17 protein-coding genes are annotated in these 17054 nt (G+C 59.0%); 10 read left to right on the forward strand and 7 right to left on the reverse strand.

Features of this window, described 5'->3' with window-relative positions; all coding sequences use genetic code 11:
• Positions 1 to 2: 2 nt before the first annotated feature.
• The 8 genes from G482_RS19425 to G482_RS0104790 all read left to right on the forward strand — a co-directional run bounded on the left by G482_RS19425 (position 3) and on the right by G482_RS0104790 (position 6360).
• A complete protein-coding gene (locus G482_RS19425; protein ID WP_051258736.1) occupies positions 3 to 620 on the forward strand; it encodes an alpha/beta hydrolase in 618 nt (205 codons plus the stop codon).
• Positions 621 to 748: 128 nt separating this feature from the next.
• A complete protein-coding gene (locus tag G482_RS0104755; protein ID WP_028449073.1) occupies positions 749 to 1180 on the forward strand; it encodes a cupin domain-containing protein in 432 nt (143 codons plus the stop codon).
• Between the two features lie 42 nt (positions 1181 to 1222).
• Entirely contained in the window at positions 1223 to 2275 is a 1053-nt protein-coding gene (gene lpxK / locus G482_RS0104760) for a tetraacyldisaccharide 4'-kinase (protein WP_034618955.1), read from the forward strand.
• Between the two features lie 5 nt (positions 2276 to 2280).
• A complete protein-coding gene (locus tag G482_RS0104765; RefSeq protein ID WP_028449075.1) occupies positions 2281 to 2460 on the forward strand; it encodes a Trm112 family protein in 180 nt (59 codons plus the stop codon).
• Positions 2461 to 2464: 4 nt separating this feature from the next.
• On the forward strand, positions 2465 to 3247 hold the full coding sequence (gene kdsB / locus G482_RS0104770; RefSeq protein ID WP_028449076.1) for a 3-deoxy-manno-octulosonate cytidylyltransferase: 783 nt from the start codon (positions 2465 to 2467) through the stop codon (positions 3245 to 3247).
• A gap of 119 nt (positions 3248 to 3366) precedes the next feature.
• The gene (adk, locus tag G482_RS0104780; RefSeq protein WP_028449077.1) at positions 3367 to 4023 is read left to right on the forward strand and encodes an adenylate kinase; all 657 of its coding nucleotides are present in this window, start codon (positions 3367 to 3369) and stop codon (positions 4021 to 4023) included.
• A 382-nt stretch (positions 4024 to 4405) separates the two neighbouring features.
• Positions 4406 to 5650 (forward strand): 6-phosphofructokinase, encoded by a 1245-nt coding sequence (locus G482_RS0104785; protein ID WP_028449078.1) that lies wholly within the window; start codon positions 4406 to 4408, stop codon positions 5648 to 5650.
• Positions 5651 to 5685: 35 nt separating this feature from the next.
• A complete protein-coding gene (locus G482_RS0104790) occupies positions 5686 to 6360 on the forward strand; it encodes a MarC family NAAT transporter (RefSeq protein WP_051258737.1) in 675 nt (224 codons plus the stop codon).
• A gap of 226 nt (positions 6361 to 6586) precedes the next feature.
• On the opposite strand, the gene miaA is transcribed toward G482_RS0104790, so the two are convergent.
• The 3 genes from miaA to mutL are packed head-to-tail and all read right to left on the reverse strand — an operon-like array spanning position 6587 to position 10339.
• Positions 6587 to 7528 (reverse strand): tRNA (adenosine(37)-N6)-dimethylallyltransferase MiaA, encoded by a 942-nt coding sequence (gene miaA / locus G482_RS0104795; RefSeq protein ID WP_028449080.1) that lies wholly within the window; start codon positions 7526 to 7528, stop codon positions 6587 to 6589.
• Positions 7521 to 8294 (reverse strand): hypothetical protein, encoded by a 774-nt coding sequence (locus G482_RS0104800; RefSeq protein ID WP_028449081.1) that lies wholly within the window; start codon positions 8292 to 8294, stop codon positions 7521 to 7523. Before G482_RS0104800 ends, miaA begins: the two co-directional genes overlap by 8 nt.
• Positions 8294 to 10339: a DNA mismatch repair endonuclease MutL gene (gene mutL, locus G482_RS0104805; protein WP_028449082.1), complete on the reverse strand. Its 2046-nt coding sequence runs from the start codon at positions 10337 to 10339 to the stop codon at positions 8294 to 8296. Before mutL ends, G482_RS0104800 begins: the two co-directional genes overlap by 1 nt.
• Positions 10340 to 10425: 86 nt before the next feature.
• Here mutL and G482_RS0104810 point away from each other — a divergent pair, with 86 nt between their 5' ends.
• Complete coding sequence (locus G482_RS0104810; protein WP_028449083.1) at positions 10426 to 10812, forward strand: response regulator; 387 nt, start codon at positions 10426 to 10428, stop codon at positions 10810 to 10812.
• A 61-nt stretch (positions 10813 to 10873) separates the two neighbouring features.
• Here the strand turns inward: G482_RS0104810 and G482_RS0104815 are convergent, their stop codons facing one another.
• Together G482_RS0104815 and tsaE are read right to left on the reverse strand one after the other, a co-directional pair.
• A complete protein-coding gene (locus G482_RS0104815) occupies positions 10874 to 12274 on the reverse strand; it encodes an N-acetylmuramoyl-L-alanine amidase (RefSeq protein ID WP_051258738.1) in 1401 nt (466 codons plus the stop codon).
• Positions 12235 to 12726: a tRNA (adenosine(37)-N6)-threonylcarbamoyltransferase complex ATPase subunit type 1 TsaE gene (gene tsaE / locus G482_RS0104820; protein ID WP_028449085.1), complete on the reverse strand. Its 492-nt coding sequence runs from the start codon at positions 12724 to 12726 to the stop codon at positions 12235 to 12237. The genes G482_RS0104815 and tsaE overlap by 40 nt, the downstream gene beginning before the upstream one ends.
• Here tsaE and queG point away from each other — a divergent pair.
• On the forward strand, positions 12721 to 13800 hold the full coding sequence (gene queG / locus G482_RS0104825; RefSeq protein WP_028449086.1) for a tRNA epoxyqueuosine(34) reductase QueG: 1080 nt from the start codon (positions 12721 to 12723) through the stop codon (positions 13798 to 13800). The two genes, tsaE and queG, sit on opposite strands and share 6 nt — an antisense overlap.
• Positions 13801 to 13834: 34 nt before the next feature.
• Here queG and G482_RS19430 read toward each other — a convergent pair whose 3' ends face one another.
• Positions 13835 to 15718, reverse strand: a complete 1884-nt coding sequence (locus G482_RS19430) for a PAS domain-containing hybrid sensor histidine kinase/response regulator (RefSeq protein WP_051258739.1) — start codon at positions 15716 to 15718, stop codon at positions 13835 to 13837.
• Entirely contained in the window at positions 15715 to 17028 is a 1314-nt protein-coding gene (locus tag G482_RS0104835) for a cyclic di-GMP phosphodiesterase (protein ID WP_051258740.1), read from the reverse strand. The genes G482_RS19430 and G482_RS0104835 overlap by 4 nt, the downstream gene beginning before the upstream one ends.
• Positions 17029 to 17054: the final 26 nt, after the last annotated feature.

Genomic DNA, 17054 nt, shown 5'->3' on the forward strand with positions numbered 1-17054 from the left:
ACATGCAGTGTGCTCAATTAAGCGCGACCGAATGGCCCTATCAGGGGCTTTTATTTAGCCCCAGTACGCCCGATCCGCAGCAGCGGGTCTTGGTGTATCTGCATGGTGCGGGGGAGCGGGGTGAGGATTTGAGCCTACTCACGCGCTATGGCTTGCCGGCGCTTTTGGCCAGTGGGGCGCTGACGCTGGATTTTGCGGTGCTGTGCCCACAAACTGCGGCCGGCCAAGATTGGCAAATCCCGCAGCTCTGCGCCTTGCTGGCTCAGCTTAGGCAAGAAGGTAAAACAGTATTGCTGGCGGGGTATAGCCTTGGTGGCCTTGCGATTACTGATCTGCTGGCGCATACCCATGCAGAATGCGCGGGCTATTTGGTGATTGCCGGTCAGGCCCGCATGTCGCCGCTGTCCGTTGGCTCCGCGGCGATATTGACCGTGCAGGGTGACTTGGATGATTGGGCCGATACGCGGCAGTGGTTGGCCCAGTTGCAGGCGCAAGGGCATGAAGCGGGTGCTGTGGTTTTGCCTGGCGAGGCGCATTTTATTTCTGAGCTGATTTACCAGCAGCCGGCCATTCTGCGCTGGCTGAACGCACGCGGTTTTGGCTGGCCTGTGCCGCAATAATGGTGTGGCCACGTTCGCACGGCGTTCACGCCGCCGTGATGGCATTTAGCCTGCGACCTAGGGTTTTCCACTATACTGCGCGCCGCTAGCCCGGCCCCGATCGGGCGCATAACTTGCGGAGCGATGAAATGAAGCAACTGGCATTCCTATTGTCGGCCTTGTGCCTGAGCGTGTTGGCGCAGGCGGAAGACGGCAAAGAAGTTTACAAAAAAGAAGTGACCGCCACCGTGGTGTTTAAATCGGGCAAAACGGCCAATGGTCAGCCGATTTTGTATCCGACCACCGACGCCCCCGAAGCCACCATGCTGCATGTGGAAATTCCGGTTGGCAAAGAAACCGGCTGGCATCAACACCCGGTGCCGGGCTACGCCTATATCCTCAATGGCGCGCTCACCGTTTACCTGAAAGACGGCAGCAGCAATACCTTCCGCGCTGGCCAGGGTTTTGCCGAAGTGGAAAATACCCTGCACAATGGCAAAAACGAAGGCAATGAGCCGGTGAAACTGGTGGTGGTATTTACCGGGATTGCCGGGCAGCCGGTTACCGTGAAAGCCCAATAATCCTTGCATACGGCCGCTCCGGCGTGGGTGGCCAGAGATCTCATGAAGCTTGAAGCCCTGTTGCTGCGCATTTGGTATTGCCCTCGGCCACCGCTGCTGGCGTGGCTGTTGTGGCCGCTGTCTGGCCTGTTTGCGGCGCTGGCGGCGGTGAATAAAGCGTGCTTCAAGCTCGGGCTAAAAGCCAGCACCCAGCTACCGGTGCCGGTGGTGGTGGTGGGCAATATTACCGTCGGTGGTACAGGCAAAACCCCGCTGACGATTGCGCTGGCGCGCCGGCTGGGCGAGCTGGGCTGGCAGGTGGGGATTATCTCGCGCGGCTATGGTGGCGCCGCGCAGCTGCCGACCGAAGTGCTGCCAGATAGCCTGCCGGCCACGGTGGGCGATGAGCCGCTGCTGTTACGCCGCGCGACGGGCGTGCCGGTGTTTGTAGCGCGGCAACGTGCCGCGGCCGGGCAGGCGCTGCTGGCGCGCTATCCGGCGGTGAATCTCTTGCTGTGTGATGATGGCCTGCAGCATTACGCGCTGGGGCGTGCGCTGGAAATTTGCGTGGTGGATGGCGCCCGCGGGCTGGGCAATGGCCTGCGCTTGCCGGCCGGCCCTTTGCGTGAAAGCCCGGCGCGCTTGCGCAAGGTGAATGCCGTGGTGGTGAATGGGGTATCTGCCACTGAATCAATCAAATCAATTTCTGCAGCTGAATACCCGGCTGGGTATCTGGGCGATTATCAAATGACGCTGGCCGCCGGCGCTTGCTATCGGCTCGATCAGCCTAGCCTCACTGCTACCGCAGCCAGCCTGCCGGTGCGCGGAGTTTTGCATGCGCTGGTGGGCATCGGGAACCCCGAGCGCTTTTTTGCCACGCTGCGCGCGCAAGGCTACGCATTTCGCCCGTGCGCGTTTCCTGATCATCATGCGTTTGTGCCGGCTGATCTGCCGGTTTTGGGCGCTGATGATGCGCTGATCGTGACGGAAAAAGATGCGGTCAAGCTGGCGGCGATGAATCCGCCGCCGCCAAGTGATAGAATCTGGGTTTTGCCGGTGGCGGCGCATTTATCGCCCGATCTGGCCTGCCGAATCGACGAATTTTTGAAGAGATAATCACAATGGATGCCAAATTGCTGGAAATTCTGGTTTGCCCGGTCTGCAAGGGCCCACTGGTGTTCAACAAAGCCCAGCAGGAACTGATCTGCAAGGCCGACCGGCTGGCATTCGCAATTAAAGATGGCATTCCAGTCATGCTGGAAAGCGAAGCCCGCGCGCTGGCCGACGGCGAAGAGGCTTAAGCGCATGAGTTATGTGGCCATCATTCCGGCGCGTCTGAAATCTACTCGTTTACCGAATAAACCGTTGGCCGATATTGCCGGCCAGCCCATGATTGTGCGCGTGGTGGCGCAGGCGCTGAAAGCGCAGGCCAGCCAAGTGGTGGTCGCAACCGATGCCCCCGAAGTGGCTGCTGCGGTCAAAGCCGCCGGGCAGCAAGTTTTGCTCACCCGCGCCGATCACCCCTCGGGCACCGATCGGTTGGCCGAGGCCGTGGATTTATTGCAGCTGCCCGATGAGGCGATTGTGGTGAATGTGCAGGGCGATGAGCCGCTGCTGGATCCCGCCCTGATTGATGCCGTGGCCGCCCAGCTGGCCGCCAACCCGGTGCTGGCGATGGCGACTGCCTGCCATCCGATCCATGACGCCGCCGATTTTTTTAACCCGAATGTGGTCAAAGTCGTGTGCGATGCCGCGCAGCGCGCCATGTATTTCAGCCGTGCGCCGATTCCGTGGGATCGCGATGCATTTGCCGAAGATAACGAAGACGAAGACTGGGTATTGCCCGCTGAGCTAGGCGCACAAAGGCATATCGGCCTATACGCCTATAGGGCAGGGTTTTTGCGCGCTTATGCCAAACTGGCCGCTTCGCGCCTAGAAGACATCGAGAAACTGGAGCAGCTGCGCGTGTTGTGGCATGGCTACCAAATCGGCGTGTATCAGGCCAGCGATGCGCCGGCTGCCGGGGTGGATACGCCGGAAGATCTGGCCCGGGTGCGGGCAGTGTTTGCTGGCGAGGCTGAGGCTTAAATGAAATTGATGCGTGATGTGCTCGCACGCCACGCGGTGCATGCTGATGAATTGGCTCCAGCAGAAGAAGCCAAAACAATGATTGGATTCACTTTTTAATTAACACGGGGAACCGAGCAATGCGTTTAATCCTTCTGGGCGCACCAGGCGCTGGTAAAGGCACTCAAGCCAATTACATCCGCGAAAAATTCAATATCCCACAAATCTCGACGGGCGACATGCTGCGCGCGGCGGTGAAAGCCGGTACGCCACTGGGCCTGGAAGCCAAGGCGATTATGGATGCGGGCGGCTTGGTGCGCGATGACATCATCATCGGTCTGGTGAAAGAGCGCATTGCGCAGCCAGACGCAGCCAATGGTTTCCTGTTTGACGGTTTCCCACGCACCATTCCACAAGCTGAAGCGATGATCGCTGCTGGCGTGGATATCGACTATGTGGTGGAAATCGATGTGCCAGATGCCGCGATTGTGGAGCGTATGGCTGGCCGCCGTGTGCATGTGGCTTCTGGCCGCACTTACCACGTGACGTTCAATCCACCAAAAGTGGAAGGCAAAGACGACGAAACTGGCGAAGATCTGATCCAGCGTGACGATGATAAAGAAGAAGTGGTACTGAAACGCCTGGGCGTTTACCACGAGCAAACCGAAGTATTGGTCGGTTTCTACGGCAAAATGGCCGCTTCGGGCGACGCTAAAGCGCCTAAATACATCAAGATCGACGGCACGCAATCAGTTGACGCCGTACGCGACGCGACACTGCAAGCGCTCGGCGCCTAAGCTGCTCGCCGCCGCGGCACCTACACCGCCCTTCGGGGCGGTCAGGCTGCTGACACAGTGGAAGAGCAATCCTCGATAAGTCTCGGCTAAGCCGAGCCTAGGAAGCAAGGCTTTGAATCTGCAGCCTTGATGTTTTATTCCCACCCCTCCCGTCCCCTCCTTGAGGGGAGCCTCGCTTCGCGAGTGGGGTTTGTCATCAGTCTAGCCGCCCTTCGGGGCGGTTTTTTTTATGCTGACGATTTCATGCCTGAGCATGAAGTCAGGGCATGCAATGGGGGTAGGGCTACGATCTTGCCGTTTAGCGGCTAAAAGCTGCCGTCGACGCGGCAACGGCTGTTGCAGTGCGCAAAAATAGCAGGATCAGGCTGACTTGGAGCGCCCCATGCCGCGCAATGCTGTGTACGCCCAATCGGGCGGTGTAACCCCGGTGATTAATGCTTCTGCAGCGGGTTTGCTGCTGACGGCGCGGCAGTATCCGGTGCATTTTGGCCGGCTGTTTGCCGCGCAAAACGGCATTCTGGGCGTATTGAATGAAGCGTTGATCGATACCGCCGTGCTCAGCTCGCGTGAGCTGCAGCAGCTGAAAAACACCCCGGGCGGGGCTTTTGGCTCCTGCCGACATAAACTCAAAACCGAAAGCGAGCTGCGCCGGCTGCTGGCCGTGTTGCAGGCGTGGGATGTGGGCTACTTTTTTTACAATGGCGGGGGCGATTCGGCCGATACCTGCCTGAAAGTGGCAGAACTAGCGCGCGCGGCCAACTACCCCTTGCAGGCCATTCATATCCCCAAAACCATTGATAATGATCTACCACTGACCGATTGCTCGCCCGGCTTTGGCTCGGTTGCCAAGTATGTGGCCACCAGCGTGCGCGAGGCGGGGCTGGATGTGGCCTCGATGGCGGCGAGCTCAACCAAAGTCTTTGTGCTGGAAGTGATGGGCCGCCACGCCGGCTGGATTGCCGCAGCCAGCGCGCTGGCCAGCCGCCACGATGCCGAACCGCCGCATCTGATTTTATTGCCCGAAGTACCGTTCGAGCGGGCGCGCTTTGTGGCCACCGTCGAAGATACCGTGGCCAGGTATGGCTATGCAGTGATTGTCGCGGCTGAAGGGGTGAAGGATACCCAGGGGTTGTATCTGAGCGAAGCCGGTGGCAAAGACGCATTCGGCCATGCCCAGCTCGGCGGGCTGGCCCCTAATCTGGTGGAAATCATCAAAGCTGCGACTGGCTTTAAATGCCATTGGGCGGTCGCTGATTATCTGCAACGCGCAGCCCGCCATATCGCCTCGGCTACCGATGTGCAGCAAGCGTTTGCTGTGGGGCAGGCCGCCGCCCAGTTGGCGGTGGCGGGGCAAAACGAAGTGATGGTTAGCATCGAGCGCCTGAGCGATGAGCCCTACACTTGGGAAATCGGCGCGGTGCCGCTGGGCATGGTGGCCAATATCGAAAAACCGCTGCCGGCGGAGTTTATTAGCGCGGATGGCTTTGACATTACCCCCGCTGCGCGCCGCTATTTGCTGCCGCTCATCCAGGGCGAGGCGCCGCCGGCCTTTATCGATGGATTACCGGACTATGGCCAGTGGTCGTGGGTGACAGAAGGCGCTAAACTACCCCCGTATCGCCCATAAGGCGGCTACCCACCTAGCATAGCGGTCCATACCCCATGGAAAAAATCCTGTTTGAAATTCTAAGCACCATCCTGGCCACCATCTCGGCGCTGTTACCCATTGCCAATCCCTTGATGACCGTGGCTATTTTGCCGGGCCTGGCGGCGCATTTATCCGATGCCGAGCGCGATGCCCAAGTGAAGCGCGCCTGTATTTATATGGCCGCCATTCTGGTGACCTTTTTGCTGGCCGGCGCGCTGATTATGGATTTTTTCCAGATCTCGATTCCCGGCCTGCGCATTGCCGGTGGCCTGATCGTGAGTTATTTCGGTTTTGATATGCTGTTTGCCGAGCCGCACGACCCCGCCGCCAATAGCACACCGGGCAAGCGTGATATTTCCTTCACCCCGCTGGCCATGCCATCGTTGTCGGGCCCCGGCTCGATTGCGGTGGTGATCTCGATGTCATCAGGGGTGCATGGCCAGACCGCCTTGCCGATCTGGCTAGGCTATCTCACGGTGGTATGCGGCATTTTGCTGGTGGCCTATATCGCCTGGATTACCCTGCGCGCCTCCAGCAAGCTGTACCGGTTTTTGGGCGAGGATGGCATTAACGCGATTTCCCGCATCATGGGCTTTTTGCTGATTTGTATTGGGGTGCAATTCATTATCAACGGTGTGGGTGGTCTTTTGCACGACCCGCATTTCTGGCCGCACGCGGTCAGCCGCTAAAAATAATTAACGGCGCCTCGGAACCGTTCAGATAGATGACAAACCCAACGCGCAAAGCGAGGCTCCCCTCAAGGAGGGGACGGGAGGGGTGGGAATAAAACATAAAGGCTGCAGATTTAAGCCCTTATTTCCTAGGCTCGGCTTTGCCGAGACTTGAAAATCATGGTTTTCCACTTTGTTAGCAGCCTGAACGGCGCCTTGGCGCCGTTTTTGCTGTGCTGGCGGCTTAAACTGCGGCCCAGCGCGCCACCTGGCTGGCAATTTGCTGTGCGGCATCTGGGGCCAAGCAATCCAGCCGCAGCACATCATCCATACCGCGCAACCAGGTGAGCTGGCGTTTACACAACTGGCGCGTGGCTACGATGCCGCGATAGCGCATCTCGGCGTAGTCGCATTCGCCGGCCAAGTGTTCCCACATTTGCCGATAGCCTACGCAGCGCATCGAGGGCAGCTCGATATTGAGCCGGTATTTCTGTTGCAGGGCACGCACTTCATCGGCAAAACCATTCGCCAGCATCAGGTCATAGCGTTGGGCAATGCGTTCGTGCAGCACGCCGCGCTCGGAAGGCTCCAGCGCGATTTTCAGCAGGCGATAGGGCAAGGCCGCCGCGCCAGGCTCGGCCAGAATCGCCGACATGGGCCGTCCGGCCAGCAGGCAAATTTCAATCGCCCGCTCAATCCGCTGGGTTTCGCTGGGCATTAGCCGGGCCGCAGTGGCGGGGTCGAGCGCGGCGAGCTTGGCGTGCATATGCACCCAGCCATGGGTATTGGCCTCGTGCTCCAGTTCAGCGCGCAAGGCCGGGTCAGCGGGTGGCAGCTCATGCAGACCATTTTGCAGCGCATTGAAATACAGCATGGTACCGCCGACCAGCACGGGCACTTTGCCGCGAGCGCTAATGTCGGCCATCAGCGCCAGCGCATCGGTACGAAACTGCCCAGCGGAATAGCTCTCTTCCGGGCTAATAATATCCAGCAAATGATGTGGTGCGCGGCGCTGCTCCTCGGCATCGGGTTTGGCCGTGCCGATGTCCATATCCTTAAACACCAACGCCGAATCAACCGAAATGAGCTCGACCGGCAAGCCTGCTTCCACCAGCGCAATCGCCGCTGCGGTTTTGCCGCTGGCCGTGGGGCCCATTAAAAAAATCGCGGGGGGAAGTTTATGCATGTTGAGATTCCAAAGTGCGGCGTTGCGCGATCAAGTGCAGGCTGGCTGTGCAGCATACCGCTGCCAGTAGGGCCGGAATCAGGGCGGCAAAGCCCCAGTCGCTGATTCCCAGTGGCCACAATAAGAAGCACACCGCAAAGCCGATCAGCCCGAGCACAAAGCCGCGTAATTGATGCAACAGTGCGCTGCGGCCCTGCAGTGCCAGGGTGAACGCTGGCAAGATCAGCGAGGCAACCGGAAAGCCGCTATAGCTCGCCCCTACGCTGGGTGCGGCCAGGCTCAAGACCAAAATCAGGGCTGCGGCCAAGGCCATGCGCAAAAATAATTCGATTTTCGGTAGGGTGCTTTTGGCTTGGAGTTGATTTTGTCTAGGTATGATCTTGTAAGCTATGGCCAGAAACAATATCGAGTAGATACCGCTATAGGGTATCTGCTGAGCCGAACAGTGCACGAGCACGATCGCCATGACTACGTAACCCAGCAGTGCCAGCAGAATGGTACCGCTGGTCTTAAAAAAGCGGCTCGCGAAGGCCAGCAACAAGATATACGTTGTATTGGCGAATAAGCCAATCGGTGCATACTCAATCACATCGCGGGTAAATGTCGCACCTTGCTCCAGCCATATTATGCCGATAATCAGCAGCGCCAGACTAGGCAGGCCAGCTAAGACGCCCGCCATCTGTTGGCCCCAGCGTTGGCCAGCTAGGCTGGTGGCGCCGATTACCAAGGGGCCAGCGATCAATTTGGCGAACACTACGCTCAGCATTACTGGCCTCGCATAAAGAGTTTATCCAGATCATGCATCGACAGGCGGAACCACGTTGGCCGGCCGTGATTGCATTGGCCTGAGCGCTCGGTGGTTTCCATTTCGCGCAGTAGGGCGTTCATTTCTGGGATGGTGAGGGCGCGATTGGCGCGCACCGAGCCATGGCAGGCCATGGTGGCCAGCAGCTCATTGCGCCGGCCGGCTAGCACTTGCGATACGCCCACCATGCGGATATCACGCAGCATGGCTTGCGCCAGCTCCACCGGGTTGGAGTGTTGCAACAGCATCGGCACTGCGCGCACCGCCAGCTGGGTGGGCGAGGAGACGGATAATTCCAGCCCCAGCGCAGCCAACTCGGCACCGTGGTCTTCAACAGTGGCCACATCGAGTTTATCGGCGCTAAATACATGCGGGATCAGCAGCGGCTGCATCGGCATGGCGTGCAGATCAAGGGCCGTTTTGAGTTTTTCGTACACCACGCGCTCATGCGCGGCATGCATATCGACCACGATCAGGCCGTCTTCGGCCTGGCTGAGAATATACACGCCATGCAGCTGGGCCAGCGCAAAGCCCAGTGGTGGGATCGCGGCATCGTCGGCGGCGGGGATGGCCTCGCGGCGGGCCGCGCCGGCCGGCAAATAGGCATCTACGCTGCGGGCGGCCACCGGGCGTTGGGCCGCCAGTTGCTGCATCCAGGCTGGTTTGTCGCTGCTGGCTACGCTGTTGGCTGCGGTGCTGGCCGTGGCCTCAGCGGGCGCTCCAGCAGCGCGCAAATCGCCAAAGAGCTGGTCATACAATGCCAATGGCGCGCCTACCGCGGCCGAGGCGGCTGGGCTGGGCTGATAGCGGGGTAGGTTTTCCTGCGCGAGCCGCGTGGCTGGCTCGCTGGGCATCGGCAGCGGCATCGCCTGCTGATGGCGGTAGGCGTGTTGCGCGTAATCTTGTGGCTTCATTTCGCCCAGGGGTATGTCTACCTTGGCTATGATTTCTCCGGTTTCTGGGTCGATACCCTCCGGGGTATTACTGGCGCCGGCGGTGGTTTTGGCCAGCGCTTTGGAGAGGCTGGTAAACAGAAAGCGATAGACGGCCTGACTTTCGCGAAAGCGCACCTCGATCTTGGTGGGGTGCACATTCACATCCACGCCTTCGGGGTCGAGCTCCAGAAACAGGCAAAACGCCGCATGCAGATTGTGATGCAGTACGTCGCGATAAGCTTCGCGCAGCGCGTGCTGTACCACTTTATCGCGCACAAAGCGGCCATTCACAAAAAAGAACTGCGCCTCGCGGCTGGATTTGCCCAGCGTTGGTGAGCCGGCGATGCCATACAGCCGCAGGCCTTTGCCCTCGGCGCCAAAGCCTTCGTCCACCATGATGCCGGTGTTGACGAATTCTTCGCCAATAATCGCCGCGGCGCGGCGGGCCAGATCGCCGGCGGGCCAGCGCTGCTGGGCGCGGCCATTGTGCAAGGTGGTAAACGCCACGCTCGGATTGGCGAGCGCAATCCGCTCGATCATGGCGGCGCAGTGGGCGTATTCGGTGGCGTCGGATTTGAGAAATTTCTTGCGTGCCGGCACCTGATGATACAAATCGTGCACTTCAATCGTGGTGCCCGCGGCCAGCGCGGCCGGCTCCGGCTCAAGTAATCGGCCATGATCGGCCTCAACGCGCCAGGCATGTTTGGCCAGCTGGCCGTCTTCACTGAGCCGGCTGGTGAGGGTAAGGCGTGACACCGAGGCAATCGAGGCCAGCCCCTCGCCGCGAAAGCCCAGCGTACCCACGCGGGCCAGATCGTCCATGCAGGCGATTTTGCTGGTGGCGTGGCGGTGCAACGCCAGCGCTAGCTCGTCTTTGGCGATGCCGCAGCCATCGTCAATCACCTTGATCAGCTTGGTTCCGCCGCCGTGCAGCTCGATTTGCAAGCTGCGGCTGCCGGCATCGATGCTGTTTTCCAGCAATTCTTTCAGTGCCGAGGCGGGGCGCTCGACCACTTCGCCGGCGGCAATCTGGTTGACCAGATGGTCTGACAATAACTGGATACGTGGCATGGCGAGGGATGTTCTAAGATGAAGCTAGGCAGGCTGCCAGTATACCAGCCGGGCCGGGGATCAATCAGCAAACAAGGTGTGCGAGCATGTCGATGAAAAAAATCAGCTGTGTGATCGTTGACGATGACGCGATTATGCGCAATTTGATGGCCAGCCTGCTGCGGCGGCTGGAATTTAATGTGTTGGCCGATCTCGGACAGGGGCACGAGGCGCTGCGCATTTGTATGGATCGCAGCCCGCAGCTGGTGCTGCTGGATATCAATCTGCCGCAAACCGATGGCATGGAATTACTGCCGCAATTACTGCACCTCAATCCGGCGCCCAAGGTGATTATGGTGAGCGGTGAGGCCACGGGCGAGAAAGTACGCGAAGCTTTGGCGCTGGGCGCGAGCGGCTTTGTAGTGAAACCCTTCACCCCGGCTCGCCTGCTGGATGCCATCAGCAAGGCGATGGGAGTGAAGATCGAGATGTAGTGGTTTGCTGGGTATTGCGCTGCCAGCCTTTCATCTATTGGCTTTCAGCGCTATACCCTGCTTATTGCTGCGCCAGCTTGGTGCGCGACAAGGGCGGGTTTTTCGCAAAATAGCGCTTGATCCCGCGAAACAGCGCTTGCGCCATTTTTTGCTGATAGTCTTCGTCGATCAGCTTTTTCTCTTCTTCCGGATTGGAAATAAACGCCGTTTCCACCAGCACCGATGGAATATCCGGCGCCTTGAGTACCGCAAAGCTAGCCTGCTCCACATTGGGTTTGTGCAGGCGATTAATCCCGCCCAGCTCGCCCAGCATCACTTTACCGAGCTTCAGGCTGTCGTTGATGGTGGCCGTGGTGGTGAGATCCAGCAGCGTGCGGCGCAAATCTTCCGCGCCCGATTTAATTTTCACCCCGCCAATCAGATCGGCATCATTTTGCGTTTGCGCGAGCCAGCGCGCCGCCGAGCTCGAGGCGCCGCCTTCCGAGAGCGCAAACACCGAGCTGCCATTGGCATCAGGCCGGGTAAAGGCATCGGCGTGAATTGAGACAAACAAATCGGCCTGCACCGCGCGGGCTTTTTTCACCCGTACGCCCAGCGGCACAAAAAAATCAGCATCGCGCGTCATCACCACGCGGAAATTCGGCTCGTTTTGCAGTAATTCGCGCAGTCGCTTGGCAATCTGTAGCACCACGGTTTTTTCATGCGTGCCCGATGGCCCTACCGCGCCAGGGTCTTCGCCGCCGTGGCCGGGGTCGAGCACTACGGTGATCAGCCGATCAACTTTCAGCTTGTCGCGATCCACGCTGTCGTTAGCGCGGGTTTTCTCGCCCTGGCTGGCTTTATTGTCGGCGGGCTTGGCCTCGGCGGTTTTGGTTTCGCCGGCTTTGCTGGCTTGGCTGGCGGATTTATCCGGCTTATTAAAGGCTGGCGGATTGGGGTCGGTTTTCAGCTGGCCGTTGTCGTTCAAAAAGGCCAGTAGCTCGTCGGTTTGCACTGCCGGGTACAGATCGATCACCAGCCGGTTTTTGTATTCGGCCACCGGGTCAAGGGTAAAGATCTGCGGTTTGACTTCGGCTTTGAGATCCAGCACCAGCCGCACCACGCCGGGCTTATTGCGGCCCGCGCGCAAAAGCTTGATATAGGGGTCGTTGTCGCCCACTTTGCCGGCCAGGCTTTGCAGCTCGCTGTTTAAATCCACGCCTTCCAGATCGACCACCAGCCGCTCCGGGTCTTTGAGCGAAAACTGCTTAAAGCTAAGCGGTGCATTCGATTCAATGGTGACGCGGGTATAGGCATTGGCCGGCCACACCCGCACGGCGATCACGCTGGCCGCTGCGGCAGCGAGCCCCACCGGGGTCACCGAGAGCAGCAGCGTGCCGGCCAGCGTGCGCAGCACGGCACGGCGAGCGAGCGGGGTTTCGCTCAGGGCGCTGGTGAATGAGGGTGTAACTTGTTCTGACATGCCAAACCTAAAGTAGTGAGCGCGCGCAGGGTGAAGCGCCGGCCTGCGCCTTCCGGGGTCAGGGTAATGATCCAGTCGGGGGCGGGTAATTGGCCCTGGGCTTTATCTGCCCATTCGATCAAACACACCGAGTCCGGATTGAAATAATCACGGAAACCGGCGTCTTCCCACTCGCTTGGATCATTAAACCGATACAAATCAAAGTGATAAAAGTATAAGTTAGAAATTACATAAGGTTCAACCAAGGTATAGGTGGGGCTTTTCACACGCCCCGCATAACCGAGGGCCCGCAGCAGGCCGCGGGTGAGGGTGGTTTTGCCGGCGCCGAGGTCGCCTTCCAGAAAGATGGTCATGCCGCCCGCCAGGGCTGGGGCCAATTGCTGGCCGAGCGCCAGCGTAGCGTCTTCATCGCTTAAAAAACCAGAGAAGGCGGTATCATTGTGCGTATGCATGCATCGAACCCAATGGATTATCAGGCGCTGGCAACTCAGATTAAAGAGTGGGCCAGCGAGCTTGGCTTTGCCCGCGCGGCGATTACTGGCGTGGATTTAGCACACGCCGAAGCCGGGCTGGCCGACTGGCTGGCGCGCGGGTTTCATGGCGAGATGGATTATATGGCAAGGCATGGTTTAAAGCGTGCCCGACCGGCAGAATTAGTACCAAATACCGTGGCGGTGATCAGTGTTTTTATGCCGTATCGCGCTGGGGGCCTTGATCCACATGCCGTGCTGGCCGATACCGAGCGGGCGTATATCTCGCGCTATGCCTTAGGGCGAGACTATCACAAGGTGCTGCGTAATCGTTTGCAGCAATTGGCAGACCGGCTGGCGGCGCAGATTGGCCCCTTTGGGCATCGGGTGTTTGTGGATTCTGCCCCGGTGCTGGAGGTTGAGCTGGCCAAGCAGGCGGGGCTGGGTTGGCGCGGCAAACACTCTTTATTGCTTAATCGTGACTTTGGCTCGTTTTATTTTCTGGGCGAACTATTTACTGATTTACCGCTGCCACCTGATCCGCCGTTACCGAAAGAGCATTGTGGCAATTGCACGGCCTGTATCGACGCCTGTCCGACGCAGGCGATTGTGGCGCCGTATCAGGTGGATGCGCGGCGCTGTATTTCCTACCTGACCATTGAGCTGAAAGGCCCGGTGCCGCAGGAGTTTCGCCGCGCCATCGGTAATCGCGTGTATGGTTGCGATGATTGCCAGCTGGTGTGCCCGTGGAACCGCTTTGCCGCCACCAGCGCCGAAACCGACTTTGCGATTCGCCATGGCCTAGATGATGTGACGCTGCTGGCGCTGTTTGCCTGGAGCGAGGACGACTTTAATACCAAGATGGCCGGTAGCCCGATTTACCGAATTGGCTATGCCAAATGGCTGAGTAATCTGGCGCTGGGCCTGGGTAATGCTACCCCCAGCCCAGCTATCGGCGCGGCGCTAGCCGCGCGGGCGGACGACCCGAGCCCGCTGGTGCGCGAGCATGTGGCATGGGCTTTGCAGGAAGGCGGGTATTTGGCTGCAGGCTTTTAGCTGTATGGGTTACAGCTAGATACGGCGCTGGGTATTAGTCTTTGCGCGACTCGCGGCCATAGCAGGCCAGCACATCATCGATCGTCAGCAGCGCCTGACTAATCTGCAGCGGCTTACTCAGATAGGCGACAAAACCACTGGCCAGTGCGTCGTTAATTTGCTCGGGTAAGGTGTTACCCGAGAGCGCCACGCAGGGGATATCGCGGGTGCTGGCATGATTTTGCAGCTGGGTGTAAATGCTTTGCCCGGTGCCATCGGGTAGCTGCTGATCGAGCAAAATCAGGTCGGGTTTGAGCTGCTTGGCCATGGCGATGCCATCTTGCCCGGTTTTGGCCACATACACATGGTATTGCGGCCGCTGTTTGAGCAGCACATTTTGCAGCAGCTTTTGCGACAGTAAATCGTCTTCGATATACAGCAAGGTACGGCTGCGATCATCGGCAGGGGCGGTGATGATGCTGGCCTGCGCCTTAAAGGGCTCCGCGCCCGGCAGTTCGATCCAGAAAGTACTGCCCACATCCAGCTGGCTGCTGACGCCGACTTGCCCTTGCATCAGTTGCGCCAGCTTGCGGGTAAACGCTAGCCCGATGCCAGTACCCTCGATCCGATCCAGGTGCGAACCGACGCGGTTGAAGGTGGTAAAGAGCTGCGCCTGATCTTCTTCGGCAATTCCAAGCCCGGTATCACGCACATTGATGCGCCAGCCGTGCTCGCCCGCGCGCTCCACCTGAATATCCACCCGCCCGCCTTGGCGATTGTATTTAATGGCGTTCGAAATCAGATTGAGCAGCATTTGCCGCAGCCGGCGCTCATCGGCCAGCACGGTGGCGGCGGGTAGCTCGGCGGCGCTAAGCGTCACCTGGTTATCCCGCGCCAGCAGCTGGGTGAGATTCAGGCATTCCTGAATACAGGTGGGCAGATTGACGGGCTCTAGTTTGAGCTTGAGCTTGCCCGCCTCGATACTGGCCAGATCCAGCACTTCATTGATTAATTCCAGCAAATGCCGGCCGGCTTGATGGATATAGCCACCCAGCACCTGATGCTCATTGCCGCTATCGTTTTCAATCACCTGGGCAAAACCCATCATGGCATTGAGCGGGGTACGCAGCTCGTGGCTCATGTGGGCGAGGAAATCGGATTTGGCCTGATTGGCTTGCTGGGCCTGATCGCGGGCTTCGCGTAGCTGGGCTTCGATGGCTTTCAGTGCCGAAATATCATGCAGGCAAAACAGCCGGCCGATCGGCGCATCGCGGTATTGTTGCGGGCAGCTGGTGATTTCATATACTCGCCCATCGCGCAGGGCAAAGGTTTGCTGCTCGCTCACAAACGGGTCGTGATAAAGCAGCCGCAGCCAGTCGTCAAAGCGGCGCGCGTCGGGTAATTGCTGTTTGAATTCGCTCAAGGGCTGGGCAAACAGATCGGGCAAGCGCTGTTCAATCGGCCAGACTTGCAGCAGGCGATGGTTGTAGTGCTGGATAACGCCATCCAGATTGGTAACCAAAATGCCATCCACGGTGGATTCCAGCGTGGCGGCCAAGAGGGCGCTGGTTTTGTCGCTTTCTTCTTCCAGTTTTTTGCTGGCGCTGATGTCTTGCACCGAGATAATGCACACCGGCCCGTCGCCGCTATCCACCAGGCGGATGGTTTTACTCACGCTAAACAGATGCCCTTGCGCGTGGCGGTATTCGCCTTCGACGCGGGTGACTTCCTGTAGCCCGCATTGGCGCACGTCTTCCCAGAAAAACACATCCTGCAGACCAACTTCGATCTGGCTGATCGGCAGGCCCAGCAAGGTGCTCAGCGGATAACCGAGCAGGCTTTCGCAGGCCGGGTTGGCGGCCACGATGACTTCCTGCTGCGGGTCCACCGCCAGAATGGCGATCGCGCAATAATCACTCAGCAGGTGTGGGGCGATCATGCTTGGGGCTCGCTGGGGCTAAAGTAATACGTCATCCGTTTGCGCGGATTCAGGTAGCTCAGCACCGGCCGCGCCAGCTGGCTGGCTTTGAGTGCCTTGCTGATATTCAAATCCGGATGACGTTCCAGATCCAGCACCATGGCCTGCTCGGCCGGGATCGATGGATCATAAACCAGCACTTGTGGCTTTAAGGGGCGCGAGGCATTCACCGCCACCACCAGGCCATAATATTCATTGGACAACTGCACCAGTGTGCCCGGCGGGTATACGCCCAGGCTGCGAATCAGCATATTCATCGCCGCCGGATCGAATTTGGGCTTTTGCTGGGCAAACATCAGCGATAAGCCCTCATGCGGCGTGAGCGAGGTAGCTGGATTGATTTTATTGCAGTGATTGTCGTAGGTATTCACCACCGCCAGAATCCGCGCCAGCGGGTGGATTGAATCAATGCCCAGCTGCTTGGGGTAGCCGCTGCCATCGCAGTGTTCGTGATGCTGGGCGATAATCAGCTGGGTCTCGGCATCGAGCCCCGCGCGGCGGGCGGTATCGACGCCCCATTGGCAATGCTGCTCGTAGAGGCTTTTTTCGGCGCGATTGAGAGGCTCGGTTTTCAGCAAAATCCGGTCGGGCACTTCGACCTTGCCGCAATCGTGCAGCAGGCTGGCCAGCGCCAGTTTTTCGATTTGCGCCCGGCTAAAATTCATTTCCCGCGCCAGCATCATTCCCAGCACGGTGGTGTTAAGCGAATGAAAATACAGATCATCGCCCAGCGCCTTGTCGTTCATCAGGTGAATGGCAATGTCGTTGTCGGTGAGCAGTGTGTCGAGCATGGTGCCCACCAGCACTGTGGCGGCGGTCACACTGTCTTTGGGGTTGCTGTGCACCTCGCGATTGAGCTTGCGCACCGTGCCGGCCGCCGAACTAAAGGCCTTGGTACACTCGGCCAATAGCGCCCGGCGGCGCTCTTGTTCGAGCTGCCGTTGGCGTTTGGCCGCCATTTCGGCGGCAATGGCTGGGTCGATTTCGATGGGGGCGGCAGCGCTGACCGCCGCGGGCTCGAGCGCCTGAGTAGCTGCTTCGGCCGGGGGGCAATCGCTTTTTTCCGGGCTGTAACGGATTTGTTTCAAGCCAAGATTTTTAATTGTCTTAATTTGCTCGTCAGATTTGAGCTTGAAACTACCGAAAGGGAACGGGTGGTCCATCCAGTTCAGATCCAGATGGATAAACAGGCCGACTTGCAGTTGCTCCGGTGAAATATATGCGGCAGATTCGTCTTGGGGCATGGCCTGGCGGGGGATCTCGGTGGGCATTCAATCGTCTATTAGTATGAGCTAAA

Source organism: Chitinibacter tainanensis DSM 15459 (assembly GCF_000429785.1).
In the GTDB taxonomy this organism is placed as follows: domain Bacteria; phylum Pseudomonadota; class Gammaproteobacteria; order Burkholderiales; family Chitinibacteraceae; genus Chitinibacter; species Chitinibacter tainanensis.

Excerpts from the sequence above, each read along its gene's own strand:
- G482_RS19425 (WP_051258736.1), top strand. The coding sequence starts at position 3 with ATGCAGTGTGCTCAATTAAGCGCGACCGAATGGCCCTATCAGGGGCTT.
- G482_RS0104755 (WP_028449073.1), top strand. The coding sequence starts at position 749 with ATGAAGCAACTGGCATTCCTATTGTCGGCCTTGTGCCTGAGCGTGTTG.
- lpxK (WP_034618955.1), top strand. The coding sequence starts at position 1,223 with ATGAAGCTTGAAGCCCTGTTGCTGCGCATTTGGTATTGCCCTCGGCCA.
- G482_RS0104765 (WP_028449075.1), top strand. The coding sequence starts at position 2,281 with ATGGATGCCAAATTGCTGGAAATTCTGGTTTGCCCGGTCTGCAAGGGC.
- kdsB (WP_028449076.1), top strand. The coding sequence starts at position 2,465 with ATGAGTTATGTGGCCATCATTCCGGCGCGTCTGAAATCTACTCGTTTA.
- adk (WP_028449077.1), top strand. The coding sequence starts at position 3,367 with ATGCGTTTAATCCTTCTGGGCGCACCAGGCGCTGGTAAAGGCACTCAA.
- G482_RS0104785 (WP_028449078.1), top strand. The coding sequence starts at position 4,406 with ATGCCGCGCAATGCTGTGTACGCCCAATCGGGCGGTGTAACCCCGGTG.
- G482_RS0104790 (WP_051258737.1), top strand. The coding sequence starts at position 5,686 with ATGGAAAAAATCCTGTTTGAAATTCTAAGCACCATCCTGGCCACCATC.
- miaA (WP_028449080.1), bottom strand. The coding sequence starts at position 7,528 with ATGCATAAACTTCCCCCCGCGATTTTTTTAATGGGCCCCACGGCCAGC.
- G482_RS0104800 (WP_028449081.1), bottom strand. The coding sequence starts at position 8,294 with ATGCTGAGCGTAGTGTTCGCCAAATTGATCGCTGGCCCCTTGGTAATC.
- mutL (WP_028449082.1), bottom strand. The coding sequence starts at position 10,339 with ATGCCACGTATCCAGTTATTGTCAGACCATCTGGTCAACCAGATTGCC.
- G482_RS0104810 (WP_028449083.1), top strand. The coding sequence starts at position 10,426 with ATGTCGATGAAAAAAATCAGCTGTGTGATCGTTGACGATGACGCGATT.
- G482_RS0104815 (WP_051258738.1), bottom strand. The coding sequence starts at position 12,274 with ATGTCAGAACAAGTTACACCCTCATTCACCAGCGCCCTGAGCGAAACC.
- queG (WP_028449086.1), top strand. The coding sequence starts at position 12,721 with ATGCATGCATCGAACCCAATGGATTATCAGGCGCTGGCAACTCAGATT.
- tsaE (WP_028449085.1), bottom strand. The coding sequence starts at position 12,726 with ATGCATACGCACAATGATACCGCCTTCTCTGGTTTTTTAAGCGATGAA.
- G482_RS19430 (WP_051258739.1), bottom strand. The coding sequence starts at position 15,718 with ATGATCGCCCCACACCTGCTGAGTGATTATTGCGCGATCGCCATTCTG.
- G482_RS0104835 (WP_051258740.1), bottom strand. The coding sequence starts at position 17,028 with ATGCCCACCGAGATCCCCCGCCAGGCCATGCCCCAAGACGAATCTGCC.